Annotated in this window: 18 protein-coding genes and 1 pseudogene; 6 read left to right on the top strand and 13 right to left on the bottom strand. The window is 70.7% G+C overall.

Going from position 1 to position 21,462, the window contains the following annotated elements:
- The first annotated feature begins 36 nt into the window (after nucleotides 1-36).
- Entirely contained in the window at nucleotides 37-909 is an 873-nt protein-coding gene (locus A9O63_RS09565; RefSeq protein WP_069331723.1) for a LysR family transcriptional regulator, read from the top strand.
- A gap of 90 nt (nucleotides 910-999) precedes the next feature.
- Here the strand turns inward: A9O63_RS09565 and A9O63_RS09560 are convergent, their stop codons facing one another.
- Nucleotides 1,000-1,332, bottom strand: coding sequence for a DUF3140 domain-containing protein (locus tag A9O63_RS09560; RefSeq protein WP_069331722.1), 333 nt, complete (start codon nucleotides 1,330-1,332; stop codon nucleotides 1,000-1,002).
- A 177-nt stretch (nucleotides 1,333-1,509) separates the two neighbouring features.
- Here A9O63_RS09560 and A9O63_RS09555 point away from each other — a divergent pair, with 177 nt between their 5' ends.
- Nucleotides 1,510-1,710: a hypothetical protein gene (locus tag A9O63_RS09555; protein WP_069331721.1), complete on the top strand. Its 201-nt coding sequence runs from the start codon at nucleotides 1,510-1,512 to the stop codon at nucleotides 1,708-1,710.
- A 149-nt stretch (nucleotides 1,711-1,859) separates the two neighbouring features.
- On the opposite strand, the gene nikR is transcribed toward A9O63_RS09555, so the two are convergent.
- From nikR to A9O63_RS09520, 7 genes are all read right to left on the bottom strand, one after another.
- Complete coding sequence (gene nikR, locus A9O63_RS09550; RefSeq protein WP_069331720.1) at nucleotides 1,860-2,333, bottom strand: nickel-responsive transcriptional regulator NikR; 474 nt, start codon at nucleotides 2,331-2,333, stop codon at nucleotides 1,860-1,862.
- Between the two features lie 64 nt (nucleotides 2,334-2,397).
- On the bottom strand, nucleotides 2,398-3,957 hold the full coding sequence (locus A9O63_RS09545; protein ID WP_069331719.1) for a methyl-accepting chemotaxis protein: 1,560 nt from the start codon (nucleotides 3,955-3,957) through the stop codon (nucleotides 2,398-2,400).
- A 177-nt stretch (nucleotides 3,958-4,134) separates the two neighbouring features.
- Entirely contained in the window at nucleotides 4,135-5,487 is a 1,353-nt protein-coding gene (locus tag A9O63_RS09540; RefSeq protein ID WP_069331718.1) for a sensor histidine kinase, read from the bottom strand.
- A complete protein-coding gene (locus A9O63_RS09535) occupies nucleotides 5,484-6,146 on the bottom strand; it encodes a response regulator (RefSeq protein WP_069331717.1) in 663 nt (220 codons plus the stop codon). Before A9O63_RS09535 ends, A9O63_RS09540 begins: the two co-directional genes overlap by 4 nt.
- Nucleotides 6,147-6,240: 94 nt before the next feature.
- The gene (locus A9O63_RS09530; RefSeq protein ID WP_069331716.1) at nucleotides 6,241-8,115 is read right to left on the bottom strand and encodes a caspase family protein; all 1,875 of its coding nucleotides are present in this window, start codon (nucleotides 8,113-8,115) and stop codon (nucleotides 6,241-6,243) included.
- Nucleotides 8,051-10,009: a C1 family peptidase gene (locus A9O63_RS09525; protein ID WP_069331715.1), complete on the bottom strand. Its 1,959-nt coding sequence runs from the start codon at nucleotides 10,007-10,009 to the stop codon at nucleotides 8,051-8,053. Before A9O63_RS09525 ends, A9O63_RS09530 begins: the two co-directional genes overlap by 65 nt.
- 50 nt (nucleotides 10,010-10,059) lie before the next feature.
- Nucleotides 10,060-11,928: a peroxidase family protein gene (locus A9O63_RS09520; protein WP_069331714.1), complete on the bottom strand. Its 1,869-nt coding sequence runs from the start codon at nucleotides 11,926-11,928 to the stop codon at nucleotides 10,060-10,062.
- 306 nt (nucleotides 11,929-12,234) lie between these two features.
- Here A9O63_RS09520 and A9O63_RS09515 point away from each other — a divergent pair, with 306 nt between their 5' ends.
- Nucleotides 12,235-13,437 (top strand): glutathionylspermidine synthase family protein, encoded by a 1,203-nt coding sequence (locus A9O63_RS09515; RefSeq protein WP_069331713.1) that lies wholly within the window; start codon nucleotides 12,235-12,237, stop codon nucleotides 13,435-13,437.
- Nucleotides 13,434-14,012, top strand: coding sequence for a DUF1190 domain-containing protein (locus A9O63_RS09510; RefSeq protein WP_069331712.1), 579 nt, complete (start codon nucleotides 13,434-13,436; stop codon nucleotides 14,010-14,012). Before A9O63_RS09515 ends, A9O63_RS09510 begins: the two co-directional genes overlap by 4 nt.
- Before the next feature lie 310 nt (nucleotides 14,013-14,322).
- On the opposite strand, the pseudogene A9O63_RS09505 reads toward A9O63_RS09510, so the two are convergent.
- Nucleotides 14,323-15,009, bottom strand: a pseudogene (locus A9O63_RS09505) (SDR family oxidoreductase); the annotation flags it as partial.
- A 242-nt stretch (nucleotides 15,010-15,251) separates the two neighbouring features.
- On the opposite strand from A9O63_RS09505, the gene xth reads away from it, so the two are divergent.
- Entirely contained in the window at nucleotides 15,252-16,019 is a 768-nt protein-coding gene (gene xth / locus A9O63_RS09500; RefSeq protein WP_069331710.1) for an exodeoxyribonuclease III, read from the top strand.
- A 183-nt stretch (nucleotides 16,020-16,202) separates the two neighbouring features.
- Here the strand turns inward: xth and A9O63_RS23320 are convergent, their stop codons facing one another.
- The 4 genes from A9O63_RS23320 to A9O63_RS09480 all read right to left on the bottom strand — a co-directional run bounded on the left by A9O63_RS23320 (nucleotide 16,203) and on the right by A9O63_RS09480 (nucleotide 19,743).
- On the bottom strand, nucleotides 16,203-16,781 hold the full coding sequence (locus tag A9O63_RS23320; RefSeq protein WP_084295744.1) for a hypothetical protein: 579 nt from the start codon (nucleotides 16,779-16,781) through the stop codon (nucleotides 16,203-16,205).
- Between the two features lie 11 nt (nucleotides 16,782-16,792).
- The gene (locus A9O63_RS23315) at nucleotides 16,793-17,368 is read right to left on the bottom strand and encodes a hypothetical protein (RefSeq protein WP_084295742.1); all 576 of its coding nucleotides are present in this window, start codon (nucleotides 17,366-17,368) and stop codon (nucleotides 16,793-16,795) included.
- Nucleotides 17,365-18,939 (bottom strand): methyl-accepting chemotaxis protein, encoded by a 1,575-nt coding sequence (locus A9O63_RS09485; protein ID WP_069331708.1) that lies wholly within the window; start codon nucleotides 18,937-18,939, stop codon nucleotides 17,365-17,367. Before A9O63_RS09485 ends, A9O63_RS23315 begins: the two co-directional genes overlap by 4 nt.
- A gap of 225 nt (nucleotides 18,940-19,164) precedes the next feature.
- A complete protein-coding gene (locus A9O63_RS09480) occupies nucleotides 19,165-19,743 on the bottom strand; it encodes a peroxidase-related enzyme (protein ID WP_069331707.1) in 579 nt (192 codons plus the stop codon).
- A gap of 838 nt (nucleotides 19,744-20,581) precedes the next feature.
- Between A9O63_RS09480 and A9O63_RS09475 the strand changes: the two genes are divergently transcribed.
- Nucleotides 20,582-21,462: AraC family transcriptional regulator (locus tag A9O63_RS09475; RefSeq protein WP_069331706.1), on the top strand; the 881-nt coding region annotated here is incomplete at its 3' end.

Here is a 21,462-nt window from a genome sequence, read left to right as displayed (position 1 = left end):
GAGAAGATAGGAAAGCCGTGGGTCACGGAGGGCGCCATGGACATCCGCTTTCTCGAGAGCTTCGTGGCGGTCGCCGATTGCGGCTCCATCGCCGAGGCCGCGCGGCGGCTGAACCTGACGCCTGCGGCCCTGTCGCAGCGGCTGCGCACACTCGAGCAGGATCTGGGCCATTCCCTCGTGATGCGCGCGGGGCGGCGGGTGCGGCCCACGGCCTCGGGGCTCGCCGTGCTCGACCATGCCCGCGCGCTGATCGAGGGGGCGCGCGATCTCCGCGCCATCGCGGCGCAGGACGAGCCCGCGGGCCAGCTGCGCCTCGGCGCCATCGCCACCTCGCTCACCGGGCTTCTGCCCGGCATCATAGCCCGGCTGCGCGCGCGCCATCCGCGGATCGAATATCACATCCGGCCGGATTCCTCGGTGAACCTCTATCACGGGGTGATCGCGGGCGATCTCGACGCGGCCGTGATCGTGCGCCCGCAGTTTCCCGTGCCGAAATCCACAGGCTGGCTCACGCTGCGCGAGGAGCCGCTGGTGCTTCTGGTGCCCGAGGAGGCGCCGGGCACCGACCCGCTCGCCATCGTCCAGAACCATCCGTTCATCCGCTACGACCGCAACCAGTGGGGCGGGCAGATCGTCGACCGCTACCTGCGCCAGAACACGCTGAAGGTCCGCGAGTGGCTGGAGCTCGATGCGCTCGACGCCATTGCGGGCCTCGTGAGCCGGGGCCTCGGCGTGGCCATCGTGCCGGACTGGGCGCCGCCCTGGCCCGAGGGGCTGAGGCTGCGCAAGATCGCCCTGCCGGATGCGGGCGGGCGGCAGACGGGGGTGCTGTGGAACCTCTCGGGCGCGCGCATCGCGGCCATGCAGGCCTTTGTCGAGGCCTGCCGCACGCCTGCGCGAGGACCGTAAGACGGGGCAGGGAGACGGGGAGGGCCCGAAGCCGGTTCTCCGGCAGTGGAAAAGGCTTACGCCGCCTCGCGCTTCCGCCCGGAGACGGGGTCACTTCATCGGATCGTGGCCCCAGTTCATCAGCGAGTAGCGCCAGCGGGAATGATCCTTGTCCGAGGACGGACCGCCCTGCGCCAGATGGCGGCGGATGTAGCCCACCACGCGGGCCATGTGGTCCCAGTCTTCCTCGGCCAGATCCGCCTTCCGCTTGCGCCGGATCTCCACGATCCGCCGTCCCGACCGGTGCCCTGTGCTCTCGCCGCCGTCCGGGCTGTCGCCGACGCTCCGGCTTTCCTCGGTCTCGAGCCAGCGGTCGAGATCGGCGGGCGCCATGTTCACGAGCGACTGCCAGTCGTCCCAGATCTCTTCGCGCGATTTGGTCATGCGGGTCTCCTTCGTCGGGGCAGAACCGGTTCGGACGGAGGCCGGTTCCGCAACGGCGACCCTGCGCCGCAGGCGGGCACGGTTGCTCCTGCCGCGCGGGCGGCCGAGAAAGGCACATGCCGCCCCGCCGATGGGCGCAGGGCGCCCGCGCCCGCGAGACACAGGAAGGAGAGGACGATGCTGATCCTGCTGGAAACGATGATGGCGCTGGCGGCCGCCGCCGTGCTGTTCCTCGGGCTGATGGCGGCCACGGCGGCGCCGCCGGTGATCCTCGCGCTTCTCGCGGGCCTTGGGCTTGCGCTCTATCTCGCGCGCCGGTCCGAGGAGAAGGCCATCGCCCGCACCGCCGCATCCCGTCCCGCCCAGCCCGCCGAATAGGGGCGCGGAGGCGCGGCTTCTCCTGCCGGTTTCGGGCGGCTCTGCCGTCCGGAAGGCCCGGCATCCCCCTGGTCGGAAGCGCGTCTCTGCCGTAGGTCCGGACGGCGGTCACCTTTGCGACGCGACCGCCGATTGCGGCCCGCCCGCGGTCAGAAGTTCTGCTGCACCCGCAGATGGCTGTGGCTGTGCGGCTCCTCGTCGTCGTGCGCGTGGATCTGGACCTCCTCCTCGATCGGGATCAGCCCGACCGTGGCATGGCGCACCCCGCGCTCGAGCGAGAGCCGGTCGGCGAGATCCTCGATCCGTGAGACGCTGGCCTGCAGGACGATGAGGTCGATCGTCTCGCGGTGATTGAGGGGCACGCTGGTGACGAAGCGGATCTCGTCGTGCCGGGCCAGCCGCGCCTCCCGCACCCGGCGCGAGAGCTCGGGCAGGGTCTGCTCCATCGCGCAGGAGATCACGCCGATGCAGAGCGTGTCGGCGGGCCTCGCGGGCCCCGCCGCCAGCCCGCGGCGAACCAGATCGCGGATCGCCTCCGAGCGGTTCGGCACCGCCGAGCGCGCCACATGGGCGTCGATCTCGGCGGCGAGTTCCTCGTCGAGGGTGATGGTGGTGCGGATCATGCGGCGCTCTCCTGGGGCTCGCCGCAAGCCTAGCCGCGCCCGCCCCCCGCGACAACGGCGCGGGTCAGGCCACGGCGCGCCATTCCTCGGGGGTTGCGGCCTCCTCGGGCTCGGCGTCCTCGGTGCCGGTTCCGGTGCGGAAGTAGGTCGCGCTGGTCAGAAGCCGCCGGGCCCGCGCCGCGAGATCCTCGGCATCCTCGTCGAGCAGCTTCGAGGCCGCATCGGTCTGCTGCGTCACCCGGTCGAGCGCGTCGATGGCGAGCGACACCTGCCGCGCGCCCTCGGACAGCTCGCGCGAGGCGACCGAGATGTCGGTGACGAGGTCCGACGTGCGTTCGATCTCCGGCCCCAGCCGGTCGATCATCTCGCCGGCCCCGGCCGCGGCCCGCGCCGTCCCGGCGGAGAGGGTCGAGATCTCGGCCGCGGCCTCGGCGCTGCGTTCGGCGAGCCGCCGCACCTCGGCCGCGACGACGGCAAAGCCGCGTCCCTGCTCACCCGCCCGCGCGGCCTCGACGGCCGCGTTCAGCGCCAGAAGGTCGGTCTGGCGGGCGATCTCGCGGACCACGCCGATCCGCTCGGCGATCTCCTGCATCGACCGCACGGCCTCGGCCACGGCCACGCCGCAGCGCCGTGCATCGTCTGCCGAGGTGCCCGCAATCCGCGCGGTTGCGCCGGCGTTGCTTTCGGACTGGGTGATGTTGCCCACCATCTCCTCGACCGCGGCCGAGGCCTCGACCGTGGCCGCGGCCTGCTCCTCCGTGCCGGACTTGAGCTGCCCCGCGGCCGTGGCCATCCGGCCGCTCGCCGCCGCCACGTCGCGGGCGGTGCCCGCAACCTCGTCCATCACCTCACGCAGCTTCTCGAGCATCCTGTTGCTGGCGCCGAGCAGATCGGCGATCTCGTCGCGCCCCTTCACCGCCTCGCCCTCCGTCAGATCGCCGGCGGCGACCCGCTGCGTCAGCGCAAGCGCCCGGCCGAGCCCGCGGCCGATCGAGAGCGTGATCCAGATCGCCGCCGCCGAACCCACGACCGCAGAGAGGGCCGCGATCAGCATCACGAGCGCCAGCACAGAGCGCCCTTCGGCATTCGCCTCGGCCTTCTCGCGTTCGAGAACCCCGAGCTTGTGGGCCACCAGATCCTCGGACAGGCCCTCGAGCCTGCGTTCGAGGTCGGCCGCCTCCGCCTCGCGCAGGAGGGTGGCCGCGCCCTGCGGGTTGCCCCCGAGCGACAGGATCATGGCGCGGTTGTTCACCCGCTGGATCTGCTTCCTGAGATCGTTGTAGCGGACCAGAAGATCGGCCGTCACCGCATCCTGCGGCCTGTCGCGCAGGGCGCGCAGCGCGCGGCGCTGGATCATCCGGCCCTCCTGCACGCCCGTCTCGATCTGGATGATCGAGGCCGCGTCCCGGTCGAGCAGATGCGCGCGAATGCTGGCCATCACGCGATACTGCCCGATACTGAGCCGCTGGGCGAGCACCACCTCCTGCACATGCTCGTCGATGACCTGCGTCATGCGCTCGTCGACCCGCCCCAGTTGGACGAGGGCGAGCGCCACCGCCAACCCTGCCATGACGAAGACCACGGCGAATGCCGCGGCCAGTTTGCTTCTGATCGTCACCTTCATTCACCCAGACTTTCGCGCAGGGTCGCTGCGCCGGAACCCACTCCGGCAAGCCATAGACCCTGCCGTCGGGGACGGGCATCATCCATCGGACGGATTTACAGGATCTTTCGGATGGAGGGCCTGTCCGGCCGACCGGGGCACGGCCGAAGCGGTGCGGCAGCCGGGCGCACCCTCGGCTCAGGCGAGGTCGGAGGCGGGAAAGAGCAGGGTCGCCACCTCGCCGCGCGGACTCTGCGGGCGGAGCGCGAACTGCGCCCCGAGCCGCCGGGCCGCCGCCTCGACGATGGCCAGTCCGAGGCCGCTGCCCTCGCCGCCGGTGGGGCCGCGGTAGAAACGTTCGGTGATCCGCCCCCGGATCTCCCGGGGAATGCCGGGGCCCTCGTCGCGGATCTCGGCCCGCCAGCCAGAACCCTCGGTCCGAAAGGCCAGCTCCACCCGCCCGCCTCCGGCGCTGGCGTGGACCGCATTCTCGACGAGGTTGCGCAGGGCCATCACCAGAAGGGCAGGATCGCGCTGGGGCCGATCGGCGAGCGCCGGCGCGCAGTCGAGCGTCAGCCGCACATCGCGCGCCCGGGCGGCGGGCAGGGTCAGCTCCAGCACCTCGGCGCCGATCCGACCGAGCGGACGGGGCGGGCTCTCGGCCGCGCCCTGATCCACCGCCGCCATGTCGAGGAGCTGGTGGACCAGCCGGTCGGACCGGTCGACCGCGCGCCGGATCTGGGCCAGCGCATGGTCGCGCGTCGCGGCATCGGGCGCCCGCCTCGCCACCTCGGCCTGCATCTTCAGACCCGCGAGCGGGGTCTTCAATTCGTGCGCGGCATAGGCCGTGAAATCCTGCTCGTGCTGGCGCGCCGCCTGCACCCGGCGAAAGAGCCCGTTCAGCGCCTCCACCACCGGCGCCACCTCGCCCGGCGCAAGCGCATGGAGGGGCGAGAGGTCGTCGGCCCCGCGATGCGCGAGTTCGCGGGTGATGCGCCGGAGCGGCGCGAGGCCGCTGCGCAGGCTGAGCCAGATCGCGCAGGCGAGAAGCGGCAGCACCACGAGCGCAGGCCACATGAGGCCCAGCACCATGTCATGCAGCAGCCGCTCGCGCATGCGCAGGCTGTCGCCCACCATCACGCGGATGCCGCGGGCTTCGTCCACATGGGTGTAGACGCGCCAGACGATGCCCTCGGCCGCGTGCTCGCTGAAGCCCTGCGGGACGGTCGAGAGCGCCTCGGCCGGGGCCTGCGACGAGGCGGCGATCCGCGTGCCGTCCAGCCCCCAGACCTGACAGGAGAGCTGGTGGGCGTAGCCGTGGGCCGCGTCGCCGGGCAGGGCGGGGGCCGCCATCTGCATCGCCGTGTCGAGGGGCAGCCCGTCGCCGTCGACGAGGCTGCCCACCATGCGCGCGGCTTCGGCCAGCCGGTTGTCCAGCATCCGGTTCAGCTCGGTCCGGGTCGAGGAATGGACCCAGAGCGCGGCCGACAGCCAGATCGCCCCGGTGGCGGCGAGAAGGACGAGAAACAGGCGGCGCTGGATCGAGCTCACCAGGCCTCCGCCAGCCGGTAGCCCACGCCGCGCACCGTCTCGATGAAGCCGTGCCCGAGCTTGGCGCGCAGCTTGTGGACATGGACCTCGATCGCGTTGCTCTCGATTTCCTCCTGCCAGCCGTAGAGCTGCTCCTCGATCTGGGCCTTGCTCAGGATCGCGCGGGGGTGGGCCATGAGGGCCCGCAGGACGGCGAACTCCCGCGGCGAGAGCGCCACGGGCCGCCCGTCGCGCGAGGCCTCCATCGCCGCGAGGTCGAGGGCCACGCCGTTCCATTCCGGGCGGGGGGTGGCCAGCGCCGCCGGGCGGCGGCCCAGGGCGCGCAGGCGGGCCGCCAGCTCCTCGAGCTCGAAGGGCTTGCCGAGGTAGTCGTCCGCGCCGAGATCCAGCCCCCGCACCCGGTCGTCGAGCCGGTCGCGCGCCGTCAGCACCAGCACCGGCACCGCCTCGCGGGCGGCCCGAAGCTCGGCCAGGAGGTCGAGCCCCGAGCCGTCGGGCAGCATCAGGTCGAGCACCATCGCCTCGAACCGGCCCGCATCCAGGGCCGCGCGCGCATCCTCCAGCGTGCCCACCGCTTCGGGCCCGAAGCCCGCCAGCCGGAGGCCCACCTGCAGCCCGTCCGCCAGCACCGGATCATCCTCGACGATCAGAATCCGCATCACCGCCCCTTCCGTTGCCCCGGAGCTAGCACGCGCCGCGCGCGGGGCGAATGGCGATCTGCGCCCCGGGGGCGCAGAGGCGGCCGGGGCGGCTTCAGACGGAGAAGACGGTCTGCGCCTCGAAGACCGGATCGGGGCGTCCCACGCGCCAGAACTTCGGCGTCTGCTCGGGCGGCATCCGCGCCGCAATCCGGTCGGTGAAGCCGCTGTAGCCGAGCCTGCCGCTGCCCTCGGCCAGAGTGGCCATCAGCCGCTCGGTGAAGAGCCCGTTGCCGAAGACTTCCTCGGCGGTCTGGTTGGACTGGCAGGCCGAGAGCTGGAGGATGGAGGCGCTGACGGGATAGGTGAGCTCCTTGGTCAGGACCGCGCCGTCGGCGGGCAGGATCGAGGAGGGCAGCCCGTCGTAGAAGGCACTGTTCGCGCGGTAGATCTGGACGCTCGCCCCGAGCGAGACGGTGCGCACGCGGCCCGTGCGGCCGGCAAGTCCGGTGCGGCCATTGCCGCTCGCCCGGAGGATGCTGCCCGAATGACAGGAATCGAAGACCGCCACCACCCGCACGCCTTCGCGGAAGGCCGCCCACAGCTGGTAGAGCTCGTCATCGACCAGCATGGCGTCGTGCAGGCAGAGCGTCTCGTCCAGCCGGTCCCGGTCCGGGCCATCGCCCTCGTCGCCGTTGAAGTCGCCGATCTGGGCCCCGTGCCCGGCATAGCTCATCAGGAAGATCCCGCCCGGCTCCAGCTGCTGCGCCGCATCGGTCATGGCCGAGCGGAGCGCCTCGCGCGTGGCCTGAGCGTCGGTCAGCAGGCGCGTGTCGTAGCCGCGCTGGACCGCGAGATCCCGCATCGCCTCGGCATCGTTCACGCAGAATTCGAGGTCCTGCACGAAGTTGCGGTAATGGGCCTGATCGACCCTGTTGACCCCCACATGAAGCGAGAGGGCCATCGGGCGCTGCGGGGCGAGGGCGGGGGCCGCGGGAGCTGCCTCTGGCGCGGAGCCGCCTGCCGCCGCGCCGCGCGTGGCCCCGCGCGGCCGGTGCACCAGCGCCTCGATCCGCTCGGCAAAGACGGCGGCGACCGCGGCATAGCCCTCGTTCTCGGGATGCAGCTCGTCGTTCCACTGCCCGGGCCCCACGCGGCCGCGCAGGTCGAGGTGATGCACCCGCGGATGCCGGCGGGCGAGACGGGCAAGCTCGGCGTTCAGCCGGTCGACCATGACCACGGCGATGGAGGCCTGCAGGGCCGGATCCGCGATGCCGCGCGCCTGCATGGGCTTGCCCAGCCACTTTCCGTCGGCGCGGGGCAGGGTGTAGTCGTAGCCGTGGCAGATCACATCGACCTTCGGAAAGCGGCGCGCCACATCGGCGAAGATGCGGTCATAGCGCGCCATCGACCGGGCGATCAGCTGGTCGAAGCTGCCGAGCAGATAGTCGGCGGGGCGGAGGTTCGGATCGAAGGGGCGCAGATGGTCGGCCAGCCGCCCGTCGGCCACGAGGTCGTTGCCGCCGCCCGACAGGAGCAGGATGCTGGCCTGCGTCTCCTCGAGCGCCTTCCGGTATTGCGCCCCCGCCGCCATGTTTTCCAGCGTGTCGCCGCCCGCGCTGAGCGAGAAGATGGCATAGCGGTCCATCAGCACGTCGATCACGTCGCGCAGCAGGAGCGGATACTGGAACCAGCTGTCGCCCTCCTCGACGATGATCGGGCCGGTGTAATTGCCTTCCGACAGGCGGCGGTGAAAGCGTGTCTGCCGCTTCATCCGCTCGATCCAGTTGGCGCTGTTGAGGACGAGCGCCGACCGGCTGGCCGCCTCGGCCGTGTCGGGCACCATGACCCGCGCCTCGTCGATCTCGATCTGCGGATCGAAGGGCGACGCCGCGTCCCTCCTGCGGAAATAGGGGGCGAGATCCTCAGGACGCGTTCCGGGATCGGCCGCCATCTCCTGCAGCTGCTCGAGCGTGATCTTCTCCGTCATCCGTTCCTCCCTGTCGCTGGGCCTCGATGGCCCGGATCCTGTCGAGCGTCCGGCGGTGGCAGTCGGCGCTGAGGCTGACGTCGGCCTGCGTGAAGCGGGGCCGGGACGCGTCGGGCTGCGCGATCCGGCAGATGGCCAGCTTGGCAAGCCGGGGCGTCAGCCGGCCGGGCAGCCCCGTCACATGCTGCGGCATGCCGACGAAGCTCCGCATGGGCGCGTCCGAGCCATCCTCCTCGCCGCGCTCGAACCCGTGGCAGATCAGATGCAGGATCGAGCGCGCATAGGCGCCGACATGCAGCTTCGCGTCGAGCCCCCGCGACGGCACCCAGAGCGTCGCGCGGCCCTTGGGCAGATGGTCGATCAGCGGCCCGAACGCCTCGTCGAAGGCCGCAAGCGTGAGGGGCGGCGTGACGAGGGTGAGCGAGGCCGTGGCGGCGAAGAACCTCTCGCGCAGCCTCTGCCTGCGGGCGGCCTCGTCCGGCGGAAGAGGGCCCTGTCCGAGAGAGCGCAGATACTCGCCCAGAAGGTGCGCCCCGGCTCCGTCGGTCAGGAGATGCAGCGGCACGCCCGTGGCGGCCAGCCGGTCGAAGAGATGGGCGGCATCGCCCTCGCCACCGTCCCGGCGGTGGCTGGCCGCGCGCCCGGCCGCGGCCTTGACGTCCCGCCAGAAGGCGCGGCCGATCGGGGCCGTGTCGCGCTCGATCGTGTCATCGAGGTTCGGGTCGAAGGGCCCGACCTTCCGGACCGCCTTCTCGAAGAGGGGATCGAGCACGAGGCTCGTGCTGTCGAAGGCGTCGTTGCACCAGAAGACCGTGTAGGGATAGAGACCTGCGGCCTCGGCGGCCGGACGGCGCCGGATCTCGTGGCCGATGCCGGCCTGAAGGCCGAAGAGCGAGCCCGCCACCGACAGGAGCACCGGGCGCGGCCGCGCCTCGAGGCAGCGGGCCGTCTCTTCCACCGAGGCGCGCGACGAGGCGTAGCTGCCGCTGTCGAAATGCCGGCCGTCGTCGAGATGGGCGAAATGGCCCAGCAGCCGGTGACAGGCGGCCTGCGAAGCACCGATGGGGGCCGTGTCGAAGCCGAGGCCATGGAGCCCGCGCGCCTGCGCGAAGGCGGCCGGCGCGGGCACCCCCAGCCTCAGCACCCAGGCGTCCATGACCGTCTCGGCCCAGTCCTCGTAGGGCCAGAGCGCGATCCCGGGCCGCCCGTCGTAGCCGCCCCAGGCCGCGCCCCAGGAATTCAGGACCAGAAAGCCCGCCTCGCTATAGCCCACCACCAGGAAGGCGTGGCCGGTGCCGCCGCTGCGCACGGGGGCGATGATGCCCTGCCGGTCGCGGGGCCGACGCGGATCGAAGGGACAGTCCCAGCCGTCGTGGATCTCGGCCGAGACCAGCAGCGCACCGACATCGGTCAGCGCGGCATGCCAGTCGTTCAGTCTGGGCAGCACACGATAGTAGGCGCCGAGCGTCACGCCGCGCGCGGCCTTCGCCCGTTCGGCGGTCAGCGCGTCCGAGCTGCTGCCGTCGGGCCAGAGGCTCTCGGGGCAGACGCCGTAATGATAGAAACCCTTCAGCACGGAGCGGAGCGACGCCACCCCGCCGCCCGAGCTTCCGTCCTGCACCAGCGCCATCCGGTAGAGCATCCGCGCGGACACGCGCCCCGTGGCCGCTCCCGCACTCCGGTGCTGCAGATCGATCAGCGCCGCGAGGGCCTGACCCGCGCAGCTGTCGGCCTCCTGCTGATCGCGGGGCAGGAGGGTGCCGCCGGCGAGGCAGGGCGGCAGGTCCGTCCGGGGCGCGAGCGGCCTCAGCGACGGCAGATAGACCTGATCGCGCAGGTCGGAGGGGTCGCGCCGGATCGGAGGGGCGCCGGGGGACGCAGGGACGGGGGCCATGATGGTGCGGCGGCAGGGGCCGTGGCGCCTCGCGGCGCCACGGCCGGTCCTCAGACCGTGGCGGCCGGCTGGGGTGCGGCCGGCGCCGCGGGCACGGGCGCGAGCAGGTCGCAGGCCACGAGCATGGCGGCGAAGCTCGTGATCGGCTCGCCCTTCGGCTGCGCGGCTTCCGCCGGCGTCCAGCTGCCGAAGGCCCCCTGCTGGAGGTAGCTCGACGGATCGGTCACGAGGAGGCCGATCAGCGTCTCGGCCACCAGACGGCTGCCGAGCGGGCCGAGATGGTTGCCGTCGGCCCTCACCTCCGCCTCCTTCAGGACGTAGAACCACAGCGGCGTCGATCTGTCGAAGCCGCCGTCGCGGATCGCGGTCCCGGTCGCGCCCGAGGCGATCTCATCCGCCGTGAGCGGCTCGATCCTCGTGCCCTGATAGGCCAGTTCGGAGAGGATGGCCTGCGCGTCGGGGAGGTTGAACACATAGCCCCGGCGCAGGTTTCGCGCGGCCAGATGGCGCATGATCCCGCTTGCGCCCGGGGCCGGGTTGCGCATCTCCTTCAACGGCAGCGCGAGCCGGCTGTCGATCTTGCGGGCCGTCCGTCCGGCAGGGCCATCGGCACGGATGAACCGATCCCATTCGATGATCCAGTTGTCGGGCAGCGAGGTCAGGCCGAAGCCCGACATGTTGCCCCCGCCCGTGAAGGCGAAGAGCTGCTCGAAGCTGGCCCGGGTCTGGGGCGTGCCGTCGACCGCCATCCCGAAGCTGCGGTTGTAGTCGTAGTCGCCCCGCACCATCGAATGGCCGTAGCGGAAGGCCGCCACGCTGAACTCGAGCGGCATCGGCAGGGCGCCTTCGGGCACCGAGGCCTTGTGCGCCTCGAAGAAGGCCCGGTAGAGCGGCGCGCGCTTCTCGAGCACATCCTCCACGACCGAGGGGTCGCAGACCGTCTTCAGGAAGAGGTTCATCACCATCCACTGGTAGATCCAGGTGGTGTGCTGCCGCGCCAGAGCGAAGAGCGCATCGTCGTCGGTGGCCGCGCCCTGGGCCCGGAGCTTGTCCACCAGAGCATTGTGCAGCCGCAGGAAGCTGTGGTGCAGCTGGGCCACGATCAGATTCTCGTCGTTGCGCCCGTCGCCGATCAGCGCGGCGAGGCGCAGTTTCGCGTCATCGGGCTCGCCGATCAGCGCGCGGGCCTCTTCCAGCGTCAGGCTGCCGTCGTCGATGGCGGCGCCGATCCGGGGGATGTCGGCCAGATTGTCCGCGGGCAGATCCGGCCGGATGAAGCCCGGCGATCCGTTGCTGACCGGCTGCACCTGCCCGAGGCGCATCTTCGCGGGATCGGCGGGATCGCGCATCGCCGCTTCCATCTTCGCCGCCGCGGGCGACTGGCCGGGGCCGTCCCCGTAGAGGCTGTCGAGGTTCAGCCGACCGTTGCGCAGGTTCAGCTTCTCCTTTTCCACCAGATCGCGCGGCTGCGGCGCGATGTCGGCCCGGTCGATGTCGAAGCCGGGCTCGTCGCGGTCCGTATTGGCCGTGATGTCATGGTCGATGAACTGGCCGAAGTAGGTGAAGACCGCCGGAATGCTGGATTCTCCTGCCGGATCGGCCTCGGTCAGGCTCGCCTCGGCCATGGCGTCGGCCAGCGCGAGGATCTTGCCCTCGATCTCGGGATCCGCCGCCACCTCGGGGGCGTTGCGGAAGTAGAAGCGGAACACCTCGCGCGGCTCGAGGCCGGGAGAGGGTTGCGGGTCGGGGTTGGGAAGCGGATGGGCGGGCATCATGCCGTGCGCGTCTGCCTCGTCCGAGGCTTCCGCGCAGACCGTGTCGATGGGGACGCTGTCGGTGGCGGTGTCATCCGCCGCCCGGAGGCTTCTGCTGCGCGGATAGATACGAATGTTCTGGCCGTGGCCAAGCTTGAACAGCATCGGCAATACTCCAATTGAAAATGACCATGCGATGCGCGGTTTGAACCGCCCATTGGCTTCGTGTCAGCGTAGCGTTCGCGAAAGAGGTCTTTGGCCGGATGAAAAAGGCGGCCATCTGCTCGAATGCGGCGATAGTAGCACAACTGGAAAGCGTGCAAACCGATTCCCTGTGTCGCGCCAGGGGCGATGCGCGCCATGCCGCCGGCGCGCTCGGCGCGGGGCGGCCGATGCGGAACGTCTCGTCGCGGTCGAGAATGCAACCGCACCCACTGGCGCCGGGGCGCACTAACGCATAGGTGAGGGACCATGGAGAGGATCGACCTGCCCGAGCGCCCCGGCTGGCGCGACCGCGCCGAGGAACTCGGCTTCACCTTCGCCGACATGCACGGCGAGCCCTATTGGGATGAGACATCGGCCTATGGCTTCGGCCTGGCCGAGGTCGAGGAGATGATCGAGGATCCCGCGACGGCGCTCCATGCGATGTGCCGCGAGGCGGCGGGCCACATCATCGGCAGCGAGGAGCTGCTCGACCGGCTGGCCATTCCGGCCGAGCATCGCGACCTGATCGCGGAAAGCTGGCAGCGCGGCGATCCCGAGATCTATGGCCGGTTCGATCTGGCCCACGACGGGCTGGGGCCGTCCAAACTTCTCGAATATAATGCCGACACGCCGACCTCGCTTTATGAAAGCGCCTCGTTCCAGTGGAGCTGGCTGCAGGACCAGATCGAAGCGGGCGTGCTGCCCGCGGGATCGGACCAGTTCAACGGCATCCACGAGGCGTTGGTCGAGCGCTTCCGCAGCCTCTTTCCGCCCGACACCGACCTGCATTTCACCGCCGTAGGCGGCAACCCTGAGGATTATGCCACGGTCGAATGCATGGGCTGGGCCGCCCGCGCCGCGGGTCTCGGTGCGCATTATTCCGATCTCGAGAAGATCGGTCTCAGCCGGGAGGGTCAGTTCCTCGATGCCGAGAACCGGGTGATCGGGACGCTGTTCAAGCTCTACCCCTGGGAAGCCCTGCTGCGCGACGACTATGCCCGCCACATCCGCGGCTCGAATTGCCTGATGCTCGAGCCCGCCTGGAAGGCGGTCCTGTCCAACAAGGGCCTGCTGCCGGTGCTCTGGCAGATGTTCGAGGGCCATCCGAACCTGCTGCCGGCCTTCTTCGAGGCCGATGTCGCGGCGGGCGGCCCGGCGGTCGAGCGCGCGGCAGAGGCGCTGCGGCGCGGCCATGTCGTCAAGCCGCTCTTCTCGCGCGAGGGCGCCTCGATCTCGATCCTCGAGGGGGGCCAGGTCACCGAAGCCTCGCCCCGCGACGATTATGCCGGGCATCCGCGCATCGTTCAGGCCTATCATCCCCTGCCGGTCTTCGGCGGCTTCCGCCCCGTCGTCGGCGCCTGGATCGTGGGCGAGACCTGCGTGGGCATGGGGCTGCGCGAGGACCGCTCGCGCATCACGCAGGATCTGTCGCGGTTCAAGCCGCATTTCGTCCGGGAGGAGAAAGCATGAGACGCCGCTCGCGCACCGTTGCCCTTGCCATCCTCGGCGCCGCCTCCTTCGCGCTGGCAGGCTGCCGCGAGGAGGAGGTCGAGGCTCAGGCCTTCCCCGATGTCGAGAGCTGCCGCGCCGCCGCGAGCAACGGCGGGCTCTTCAGCGTCGAGGAATGCGACAAGTCCTTCGCCGAGGCGCAGCAGCTCCATGTCGAATCCGCCCCCCGCTACGACAGCGTCGCCGCCTGCGAGGCGGAACATGGCGCGGGCGGCTGCGGCAGCGAGAGCGAGGTGACGGGCGGCAGCGGGATGGGCGGCATCTTCATGCCGCTGCTCACCGGCTATCTGATCGGCAGCATGCTCGGCGGCCGGGGCATGGCGGCCGCGCAACCGCTCTACCGCACGGCGGACGGCAAGTTCACCAATGCCGCCCGCACGAGCACCTATTCCAGCAACACGGGCTCGGCGCGCCTCGGCACCAGCACCTTTGCCCGGCCGCCCTCCACCATCGGCAAGCCGCCGATGTCTGTCGCGAGCCCCGCCTCGCGCGGCGGCTTCGGCAACACCGGCGCCTCCCGCGGCTTCGGCGGCTAAGGCCGGGTCGGACAAGCCTCGCGGACGAGAAGACCGCCCCGGCTGCCCGCGCGCGTGGGCAGGCTCAGGATCTGCCGGACAGGATGCGCAGCCGGCGGGACCCCGGATCCGTCGCGGGCAGCGGGGCCGGACCGCCCGGAGACAATGGGTCACCCCGCGAGGGTCCGCCCACGGGCAAGCCTCTGGAGCAGCGCCGGAAGGCCGGCACGGGCGAGCGGCTCACCCGCTCAGGGCCACGATCCCGCGCCTTCATCGGGCATAGCCCCACGACAGCCGCGCCCCGTCTGGAACCGGCACACCGCATCCACGCCTACCATGGCACCCGCGCCCCGGTGGCGTCGAAGAAGCCTCCCGACTGCTCGGGCCCGAGCCTGTCGAGCGTCGAGAGCAGATTGAGCGCCGCCCGTTCCGGCGTCACGACAGGATGGGTCGCGCTGTAGCGCGCCGTCAGGCCGGTCTCGACCGTCCCCGGATGCAGCGCCACCACCACCGCCTGCGGATGGCTGCGCGCGATCTCGATCGCGGCTGTATGGACGAGCTGGTTGAGCGCCGCCTTGGCCGCGCGATAGGCGACCCAGCCGCCCAGCCGGTTGTCGCCGATGGAGCCCACCCGCGCCGAGAGCGCCGCGAACCGCGCCGGTCGATCGCGCGGCAGCAGGCGCAGCGCGTGCTTCAGCACCAGCGCCGGGCCGATCGCATTGAGGGCGAAGTGACGCGCGAGGTTCGCCGGGTCGAGCGCGCGCAGGGTCTTTTCGGGCGGAACGCCGCCGATCTCCAGCGCGCCCGTGGCCACGATCACCCGGTCGAAGGGCGGCTCGAGGGCGGCGAGCAGCCGTTCCACCGCGACCTCGTCCGTCACGTCGAGGCCGTGATCCCGCCGCGACAGGCCCACCGCTCCCTCGCCGCAGGCTGCCAGCAGCGCGGCTCCGACCCCGCCGGAGGCCCCGACGATGAGGCTGCGCATTCCATTCTCCCTGCCTGCCGTGGCCCGCGCTTCGCCGACCGACGCCTATCCTGACCCATCCGCCCCGGCAGGATCAACCGCAGGAGGCCCGGAGGCATCCCCGAGAGGGGTGGCGACGGGCGGGCGGCGGGCCGAAGCAGACGCGATAGCAAAGCGTCTGCCGGCCCTGTGCAGCCCGGAGATCCCGCCGCTGCGGATCCTGCCGCGATGCGGATTGCCCGGACCGGGGCGCACATTCCTGCGGACTCCCGTCCTGCGGGCGCTACGTCCGAAACATGAGGATCGCGACCTTCAACGTGAACGGGGTGAACGGCCGGCTTCCGGTGCTGCTGCGCTGGCTCAAGGAGGCGCGCCCCGATGTTGTCTGCCTGCAGGAATTGAAGGCTGCCCCCGCGCGCTTTCCGGCCGCCGCGCTGGAAGCCGCGGGTTACGGAGCGGTCTGGCACGGGCAGAAGAGCTGGAACGGCGTGGCGATCCTCGCGCGCGGTGCCGAGCCGGTGCAGACGCGGCAGGATCTGCCGGGCGTCAAGGACGGCCAGAGCCGTTATATCGAGGCGGCGGTGCAGGGCGTTCTTGTGGGCTGCCTCTATCTGCCGAACGGCAATCCGGCCCCGGGCCCGAAATTTGCCGCCAAGCTCGGCTGGTTCGATCATCTTCTCGACCATGCCGAGGAGCTCCTTCGCCACGACGTGCCGGTCGTTCTCGCCGGAGACTTCAACGTGATGCCGACCGATCTCGACGTCTACCGTCCCGAGCGCTGGCGCGAGGATGCGCTCTTCCGGCCCGAAGTGCGGGCGGCCTTCGTCAGGCTCCTCGCGCAGGGATGGACCGACGCCATCCGGCATCTGCATCCCGAGGATCGGATCTACACCTTCTGGGATTATCTCCGGAACGCCTGGGAGCGCGATGCCGGTCTGCGGCTCGACCATCTGCTGTTGAGCCCGTCCCTTCTGCCCCGGCTGAAGGGGGCCGGGGTCGATCGGCATGTCCGCGGCTGGGAGAAGGCGAGCGATCACGCTCCGGCATGGATCGAGCTTGCCTGACCGACCTCTCGCGCGCAAGCTGTGCCCCCGTCGCGTGGCGCGGCAGGCGGGGGCAGGCCGGGGATCCGTAGATGCGCAGGACCTTGTTCCTCGGACGTGGTCTTCCTCTGACGGCACAATTGACCCCGGCGTCTGACTGGCGCTTTGCGCACATGACGATGTCATGCCTGCCCCTTGGCGCCCTCAGGGAATGACATCGGGCTGGCGCGTCGGCTGCCCGCAGGCCCTGCGCGCGAAGGCGATCCAGTCCCCGACATCCATGATCTGACCGATGAGGCCGAGATCGCGCGTGAGCTGAGGCCCATCGGCGTCCGCAAGATCCCGGAGGGTCCGGACACCGGCCGTGTTCAGCATCCAGACGAGACCGACGCCCGCGCCCGGAAGCGCGAAGAGATCGCTGTCCGCCGCAGCCGGGCCGGTTCCAGCGGTGCACGCGGCCTTGAGCGCCGATGTGGTGCTGGTGGTCGAAGACTTCGGGGATGAGGCCACGGGGTCATGTTGATCTTCGAGCGCTGCCGGAAGAGGGGCTTCCCCCGCACCTGCCGGAGCATCCCGTGCCTCAGGCGCCCCCGCGTCACCGGGAGGCAGACCCGGCAGGGAGTCGCTCCGGGGTGCTGACGCAGCGGCCGCTTCGCCTGCAGCGCCTGTGGAGGCGGCCTCCGCCCGCCGCGCAAGCCTGCTGCGCCTGATCTCCGCCAGCTGCGCGCGGGCCTTTGCCCGGACGTTGCTGCTGCGGTGCCTGAAGTGGTTCGGCTCTTCCATGAAAGTCCTCTTCAAGATGGAGCGTGCGGCCTGCAGGCAGGATAGGCCTGCCAATCGTCGAGAGCCTCCCCGGCCAGAACGAGGAAGATCCGCCGCCTGTCGCGGAAGCGGGCAAACTCGATGATGGCCTCCGCCAGATCGGCCGCGCAGGCCTCCGGACTGAGTGGATGGCCGGCAGGACCGGTCGAGAGCGTCCGGCAATAGGCCTCGATCGCGGACATGGCTTCCTCGAGGTCTCTTGCGCCCGTGGCAGTCTTTCCCGTCCCGGACCCGCCGAGCAAGCTGTGGGCGATCACGAAGCCGCCCCTCTTGCGCCCCCAGAGGTCGATGAAGAGATCGGGCTGTCCGGGTATGGCGGCGCTGCGCCTGCTGACCAATCGGCACGAGGCGCGGAGCGGCGCCGCGCCTTCGCGCGGGAAGGACTGCTGGCCGAACTCCAACGAACCGGATCGACAGGCGGAGGCGGCGGTCGCGCCCCGGGTCTCGGCAGTGGTGTGTGCTGACGCTAGATCCATTCCCTTGCCATCGCTTCCGTGTTCGCCGCTGCGGATATGCCTTCGGACGCCAGGGTGCCTGAGGGTCTTCATGCTGCCGCGGCCTGCGGCTCCTCGTCGGGCTCGTCCGAAGCGCCACTCTTGTCCGAGGCGTTGAAGTAGCGGATCGCGGTTGCGAGGATCTCGGCCTGGCTGGAGAGGTCTGCGGATCCGCTCCAGAGTTCGTCCGATACGGAGGAATTCTGCTTGCTGAGCGCGTCGAGCGTGTCGATCGAACTGGTCACCGTCCCGATCTCGCCGCTCAGGGCGCGTGCCACGGATGCGATCTCGGTCGTGAGCGTGGAGGTGAGTTCGATATCCGGGATGAGACGCCCGATGATATCGCCCGCCGCCACGGCCGCCTGCGACGTCGAGTGGGAGAGGGTCGAGACTTCCTTGGCCGCGTCCTGGCTGCGTTCAGCCAGCTTGCGCACCTCGCTGGCCACCACCGCAAAGCCCCGGCCCCGCTCGCCCGCGCGGGCGGCCTCGACCGCCGCATTCAGGGCGAGGAGATCGGTCTGCCGCGCGATTTCCTGCATGACAAGAATATGTTCCGCGATCTTCTTCATGGAGCGGAGCGCCTCTCCCACGACCTTTTCCGAGGCGCGCGCATCCTGCGCGGCGCGCGCCGCCACGGTCTCGCAGGCGGCGGCGCGCTCGACCGACTGTTCGAGGCTGCTCTTGATGCCTGTCACCGCGGAAGCGGCGTCACCCGTGGCCGAGATCTGCTCCATGGCATTCACCGATATCTGCTCGGACGTGGCCGCAACCCGGGCGCTCAGGCCCGTCAGGGCGCCTGACGAGGCGGTCACGGCCTCGACGACCGTGCGCAGCTGGAGGACCACATCATTGTTCGACTGCAGGAGGTGGGCCACCTCATCCCGCCCGGTGATGGGCGCGGTGGCGCTGAGATCGCCCTCGGCCAGGCGGCTCGACAGCGCCAGCGCGCTGGACAAACCGCGCCCGATCGAGATCACGACCCAGACCGCGAGTGTGCCGGCGGTGGCACAGACGCCGACGATGACGATCAGCATGATCCAGCGTCGACTGACGGCAAGGTCCGCCGTCCGGGCGGCGGTTTGACCCACGGTGTCCCACTGCCTGCGGGTGATGTCGGCAAGCGCCTGCTCCCCCGCGGCGCGGGCCATGAGCAGAGACGGGTCGGCCAGCGCCGTCTGAGCCCCCGCCGGATCGCCGGCCGCAGCCCGCCGGAGGCTTGTCTTCGAGGCGGCTTCCACCAGCGAGCGGTAGCTCTCCAAGACCGAGATATTGGCGGCGTCGGCCTGCGACGTCGCGTGCGTCTGCAGGTCTGCCACGGCCTGCCGCTGGCCGTGGAGCGCAGCCGCCAGATCCTCTTCCAGCCGCTGCAATCGCCGGTCGAGGCCGTAGAGCTTGCCGCCCCCGGAGAGCGCCAGCGCATATCTGGCCACCAGCGCCTCGGCCCGGCTTTGCGACAGGGCGAACTCATGCGCCGCCTCGAGCGCCAGAAGCTCCTGCCGGGTCAATCGCGTGAGATTTCCTGTCACCTGGTTGAGACCGCCGATGGCGAGCGCCACAGTGATCGCAACCCCCGCCATTACGAGGCCGAAAATGAGGGCCGTCTTGGCCTTGAGGGAAAGCATCATGGTCCGAACCAAACGAGTGAACTGAGCGGCGGGCGTGCGGGGCAGGCGCGGGCCTCTGCACCTCCGGCGGCCGGAAGCGTCAGGGTCCGGCGGCAATCTTGCGCGCGGAACTTGAACGAACGGTAAACGGACCTCTGTCGGAAAGACCGGCGACGGCATCCGCCGCCGCCCCTCCCGATGCTCAGCGCGCCTCGGGCAGCCTCTGCTGGTGGCCCAAGGCCACGCTCAGCGCCCCATCGTGTAGAATTCGGCGTTCGGGCGCATGCTGGCGACATTGGCCAGCCGGTTCGACATGCCGAAGAAGGCCGAGATGGCGGCGATGTCCCAGATGTCCTCCTCCTCGAACCCCTGCTGCTTCAGGACCTCGAAATCCGCCTCTGCCACCTCGTGCGCGCGGGCCGAGACCTTCATGGCGAAGTCGAGCATGGCCTTCTGGCGCGGGGTGATGTCGGCCTTGCGGTCGTTGATCGCCACCTGATCGGCCAGGAGCGGATTCTTGGCTCGGATGCGCAGGATCGCCCCGTGGGCGATCACGCAATACTGGCACTGGTTCGCGGTCGAGGGGGCCACGACGATCATCTCGCGCTCGGCCTTGCTCAGGGCGCCGGGCCGGTCCATCAGCGCGTCGTGGTAGGCGAAGAAGGCGCGGAACTCGTCGGGGCGGTGGGCGAGCGTGAGGAAGACGTTGGGAACGAAGTCCGACTTCTCCTGCACGGCCTCGATGCGGCTGCGGATGTCCTCGGGCAGATCCGAAAGGCGCGGAACGGGAAAACGGCTGACGGGCGGCTCGGCCGTGTCGGTCATGGGGTCTCCTCCGGGTGGGCCGGACAGGGGCCGACGGTATCTGACGGGTTTTCAGGCGCCGGATCGGGGCCTGCGCCGGGGGGCGGGGCAGGGCAAGGGCATCTGCCGTCGCCTTAACCAGAGACGCCTCCGCCGCAGGGCACAAGCCTTCCCGCACCTCGGTCCGTCGCAGGAGTTTCTCATGGCGCATCGGAAGGTCCGCAGGCTTGCCGCGCGCAAAGAGGGGACGGCTGCCTTCCAAGCAGGGCCGTCGCTCCGGGTGAGGGGCAGGCAGATCCGGCCTCCGGAAGGCTGCTGGATGCCGCCTCCGATTCGCGCGGGCACGGGCTGATCGGGGAGCCGCGCCTGCTTGCGGGCGCTGCCGACTTTGCCCGGACCTGCGAGGTGAAGGTCTTTTTCAACCGGGATCGCGGGCGCGGGGGCCTTAGGGGAAAGGGGATCGCGGCCAGCGTCGGAATCTCGCAGCTTCGATCGCAGGATGGTCTTTTTATCGAGACCGGAATGTGGTTTGGCTTTCCAACAGGGAGGATCTGCGGCCTCGGTGATTTGCGGCCGGGGCGGCAGCCCTGGGGGTCTCCGTATGGCCGCGGGGACCCCGTTTCCGCTCCCCCTTGCGGGCGGCCCCGAAACGGACGGCCCTCCCTTGGGCGGTGCCTTGCGCGCCGCGCGCGGCCGGCTTTCGGGCGGCTTGACGTCCCCTCTCCTCTTGCGGCAGGTGTCTCCTGCGGGACGGCGTCTGCCCGGCCCGCGAGGGCCCTTGCGCCCGCGCAGCCATCCGGACGCTCCCGTCCTGCCAGCCAGCATCCTCATGTCACTATGACCGGGAGCCCGGAGCTGGATGAGCTTTCACAGCGACTTCATCGGACAGACGGACGGGATCGATCGCACCGCGCCGGTGCGGTGGCGCCGGATGGAGGGCGCGACCAGCGTCTTCTGGCAGGCGCGCGGCTTGCGGGGCGGGCGGGGCTATTATCTCTCGCAGCATCCCCGGATCATGATCTTTCTCGACGAGGTCTCCTCGATCCGGCTGTCGAACGAATCGAGCGGCCGGGCCTATCAGGGACGGGCGCTGCCGCGCGTGCTCTATGTGCCGGCCGGACTGCCGATGTGGACCCATTTCACCAGCGACCACAGCTTTGCCCATCTCGACCTGCATCTGCACCGCGACCGGCTGCTGAAGATGCTGACCCCGGCCCTCGGGCGGTCCGCGGCGCTCGACGTGCTGGCCCGTCCGGTCGAGAGCGAGGCGACGCGTTCCCTTCTGACACTGGCGGAGCTTCTGGTGGAGGAGACCGTCGCGCCCGCGCACCATCGGATCCATGCGGAGACGCTGGCCGCGAGCCTTGCCACCGGGCTTCTCGATCTTGCGTCGGGAGAGGAGGCCATGAGCCGCACCCGGCTGACGCAGGGCCAGATCCGCAAGCTCGAGCGCGCCTTCCGGGCAGGAGGCGGACGCGGCCAGTCGGTGGCCGAGATGGCGCAGGTGGTGGGCCTGTCGGAGAGCTGGTTCACCCGGCTCTTCCGGGACACGACCGGGGTCACGCCGCTCCAATGGCAGCTGCGCCAGCGGGTCGAGCTGGCACAGAGCCTCCTCGAGGAGAACCTCAGCGTGGCCGAGATCGCCGACCGGCTGGGCTTCAGCGATCAGGCGCATCTGACGCGCGTCTTCCGCCAGGTGACGGGCCAGCCGCCGGGCGCCTGGCGCCGCGCCCGGCTCTG

It is taken from the genome of Cereibacter johrii (genome assembly GCF_001720585.1).
GTDB classification, from domain to species: Bacteria; Pseudomonadota; Alphaproteobacteria; order Rhodobacterales; family Rhodobacteraceae; genus Cereibacter_A; species Cereibacter_A johrii.
This window is presented reverse-complemented; position numbering and strand designations above follow the sequence as displayed.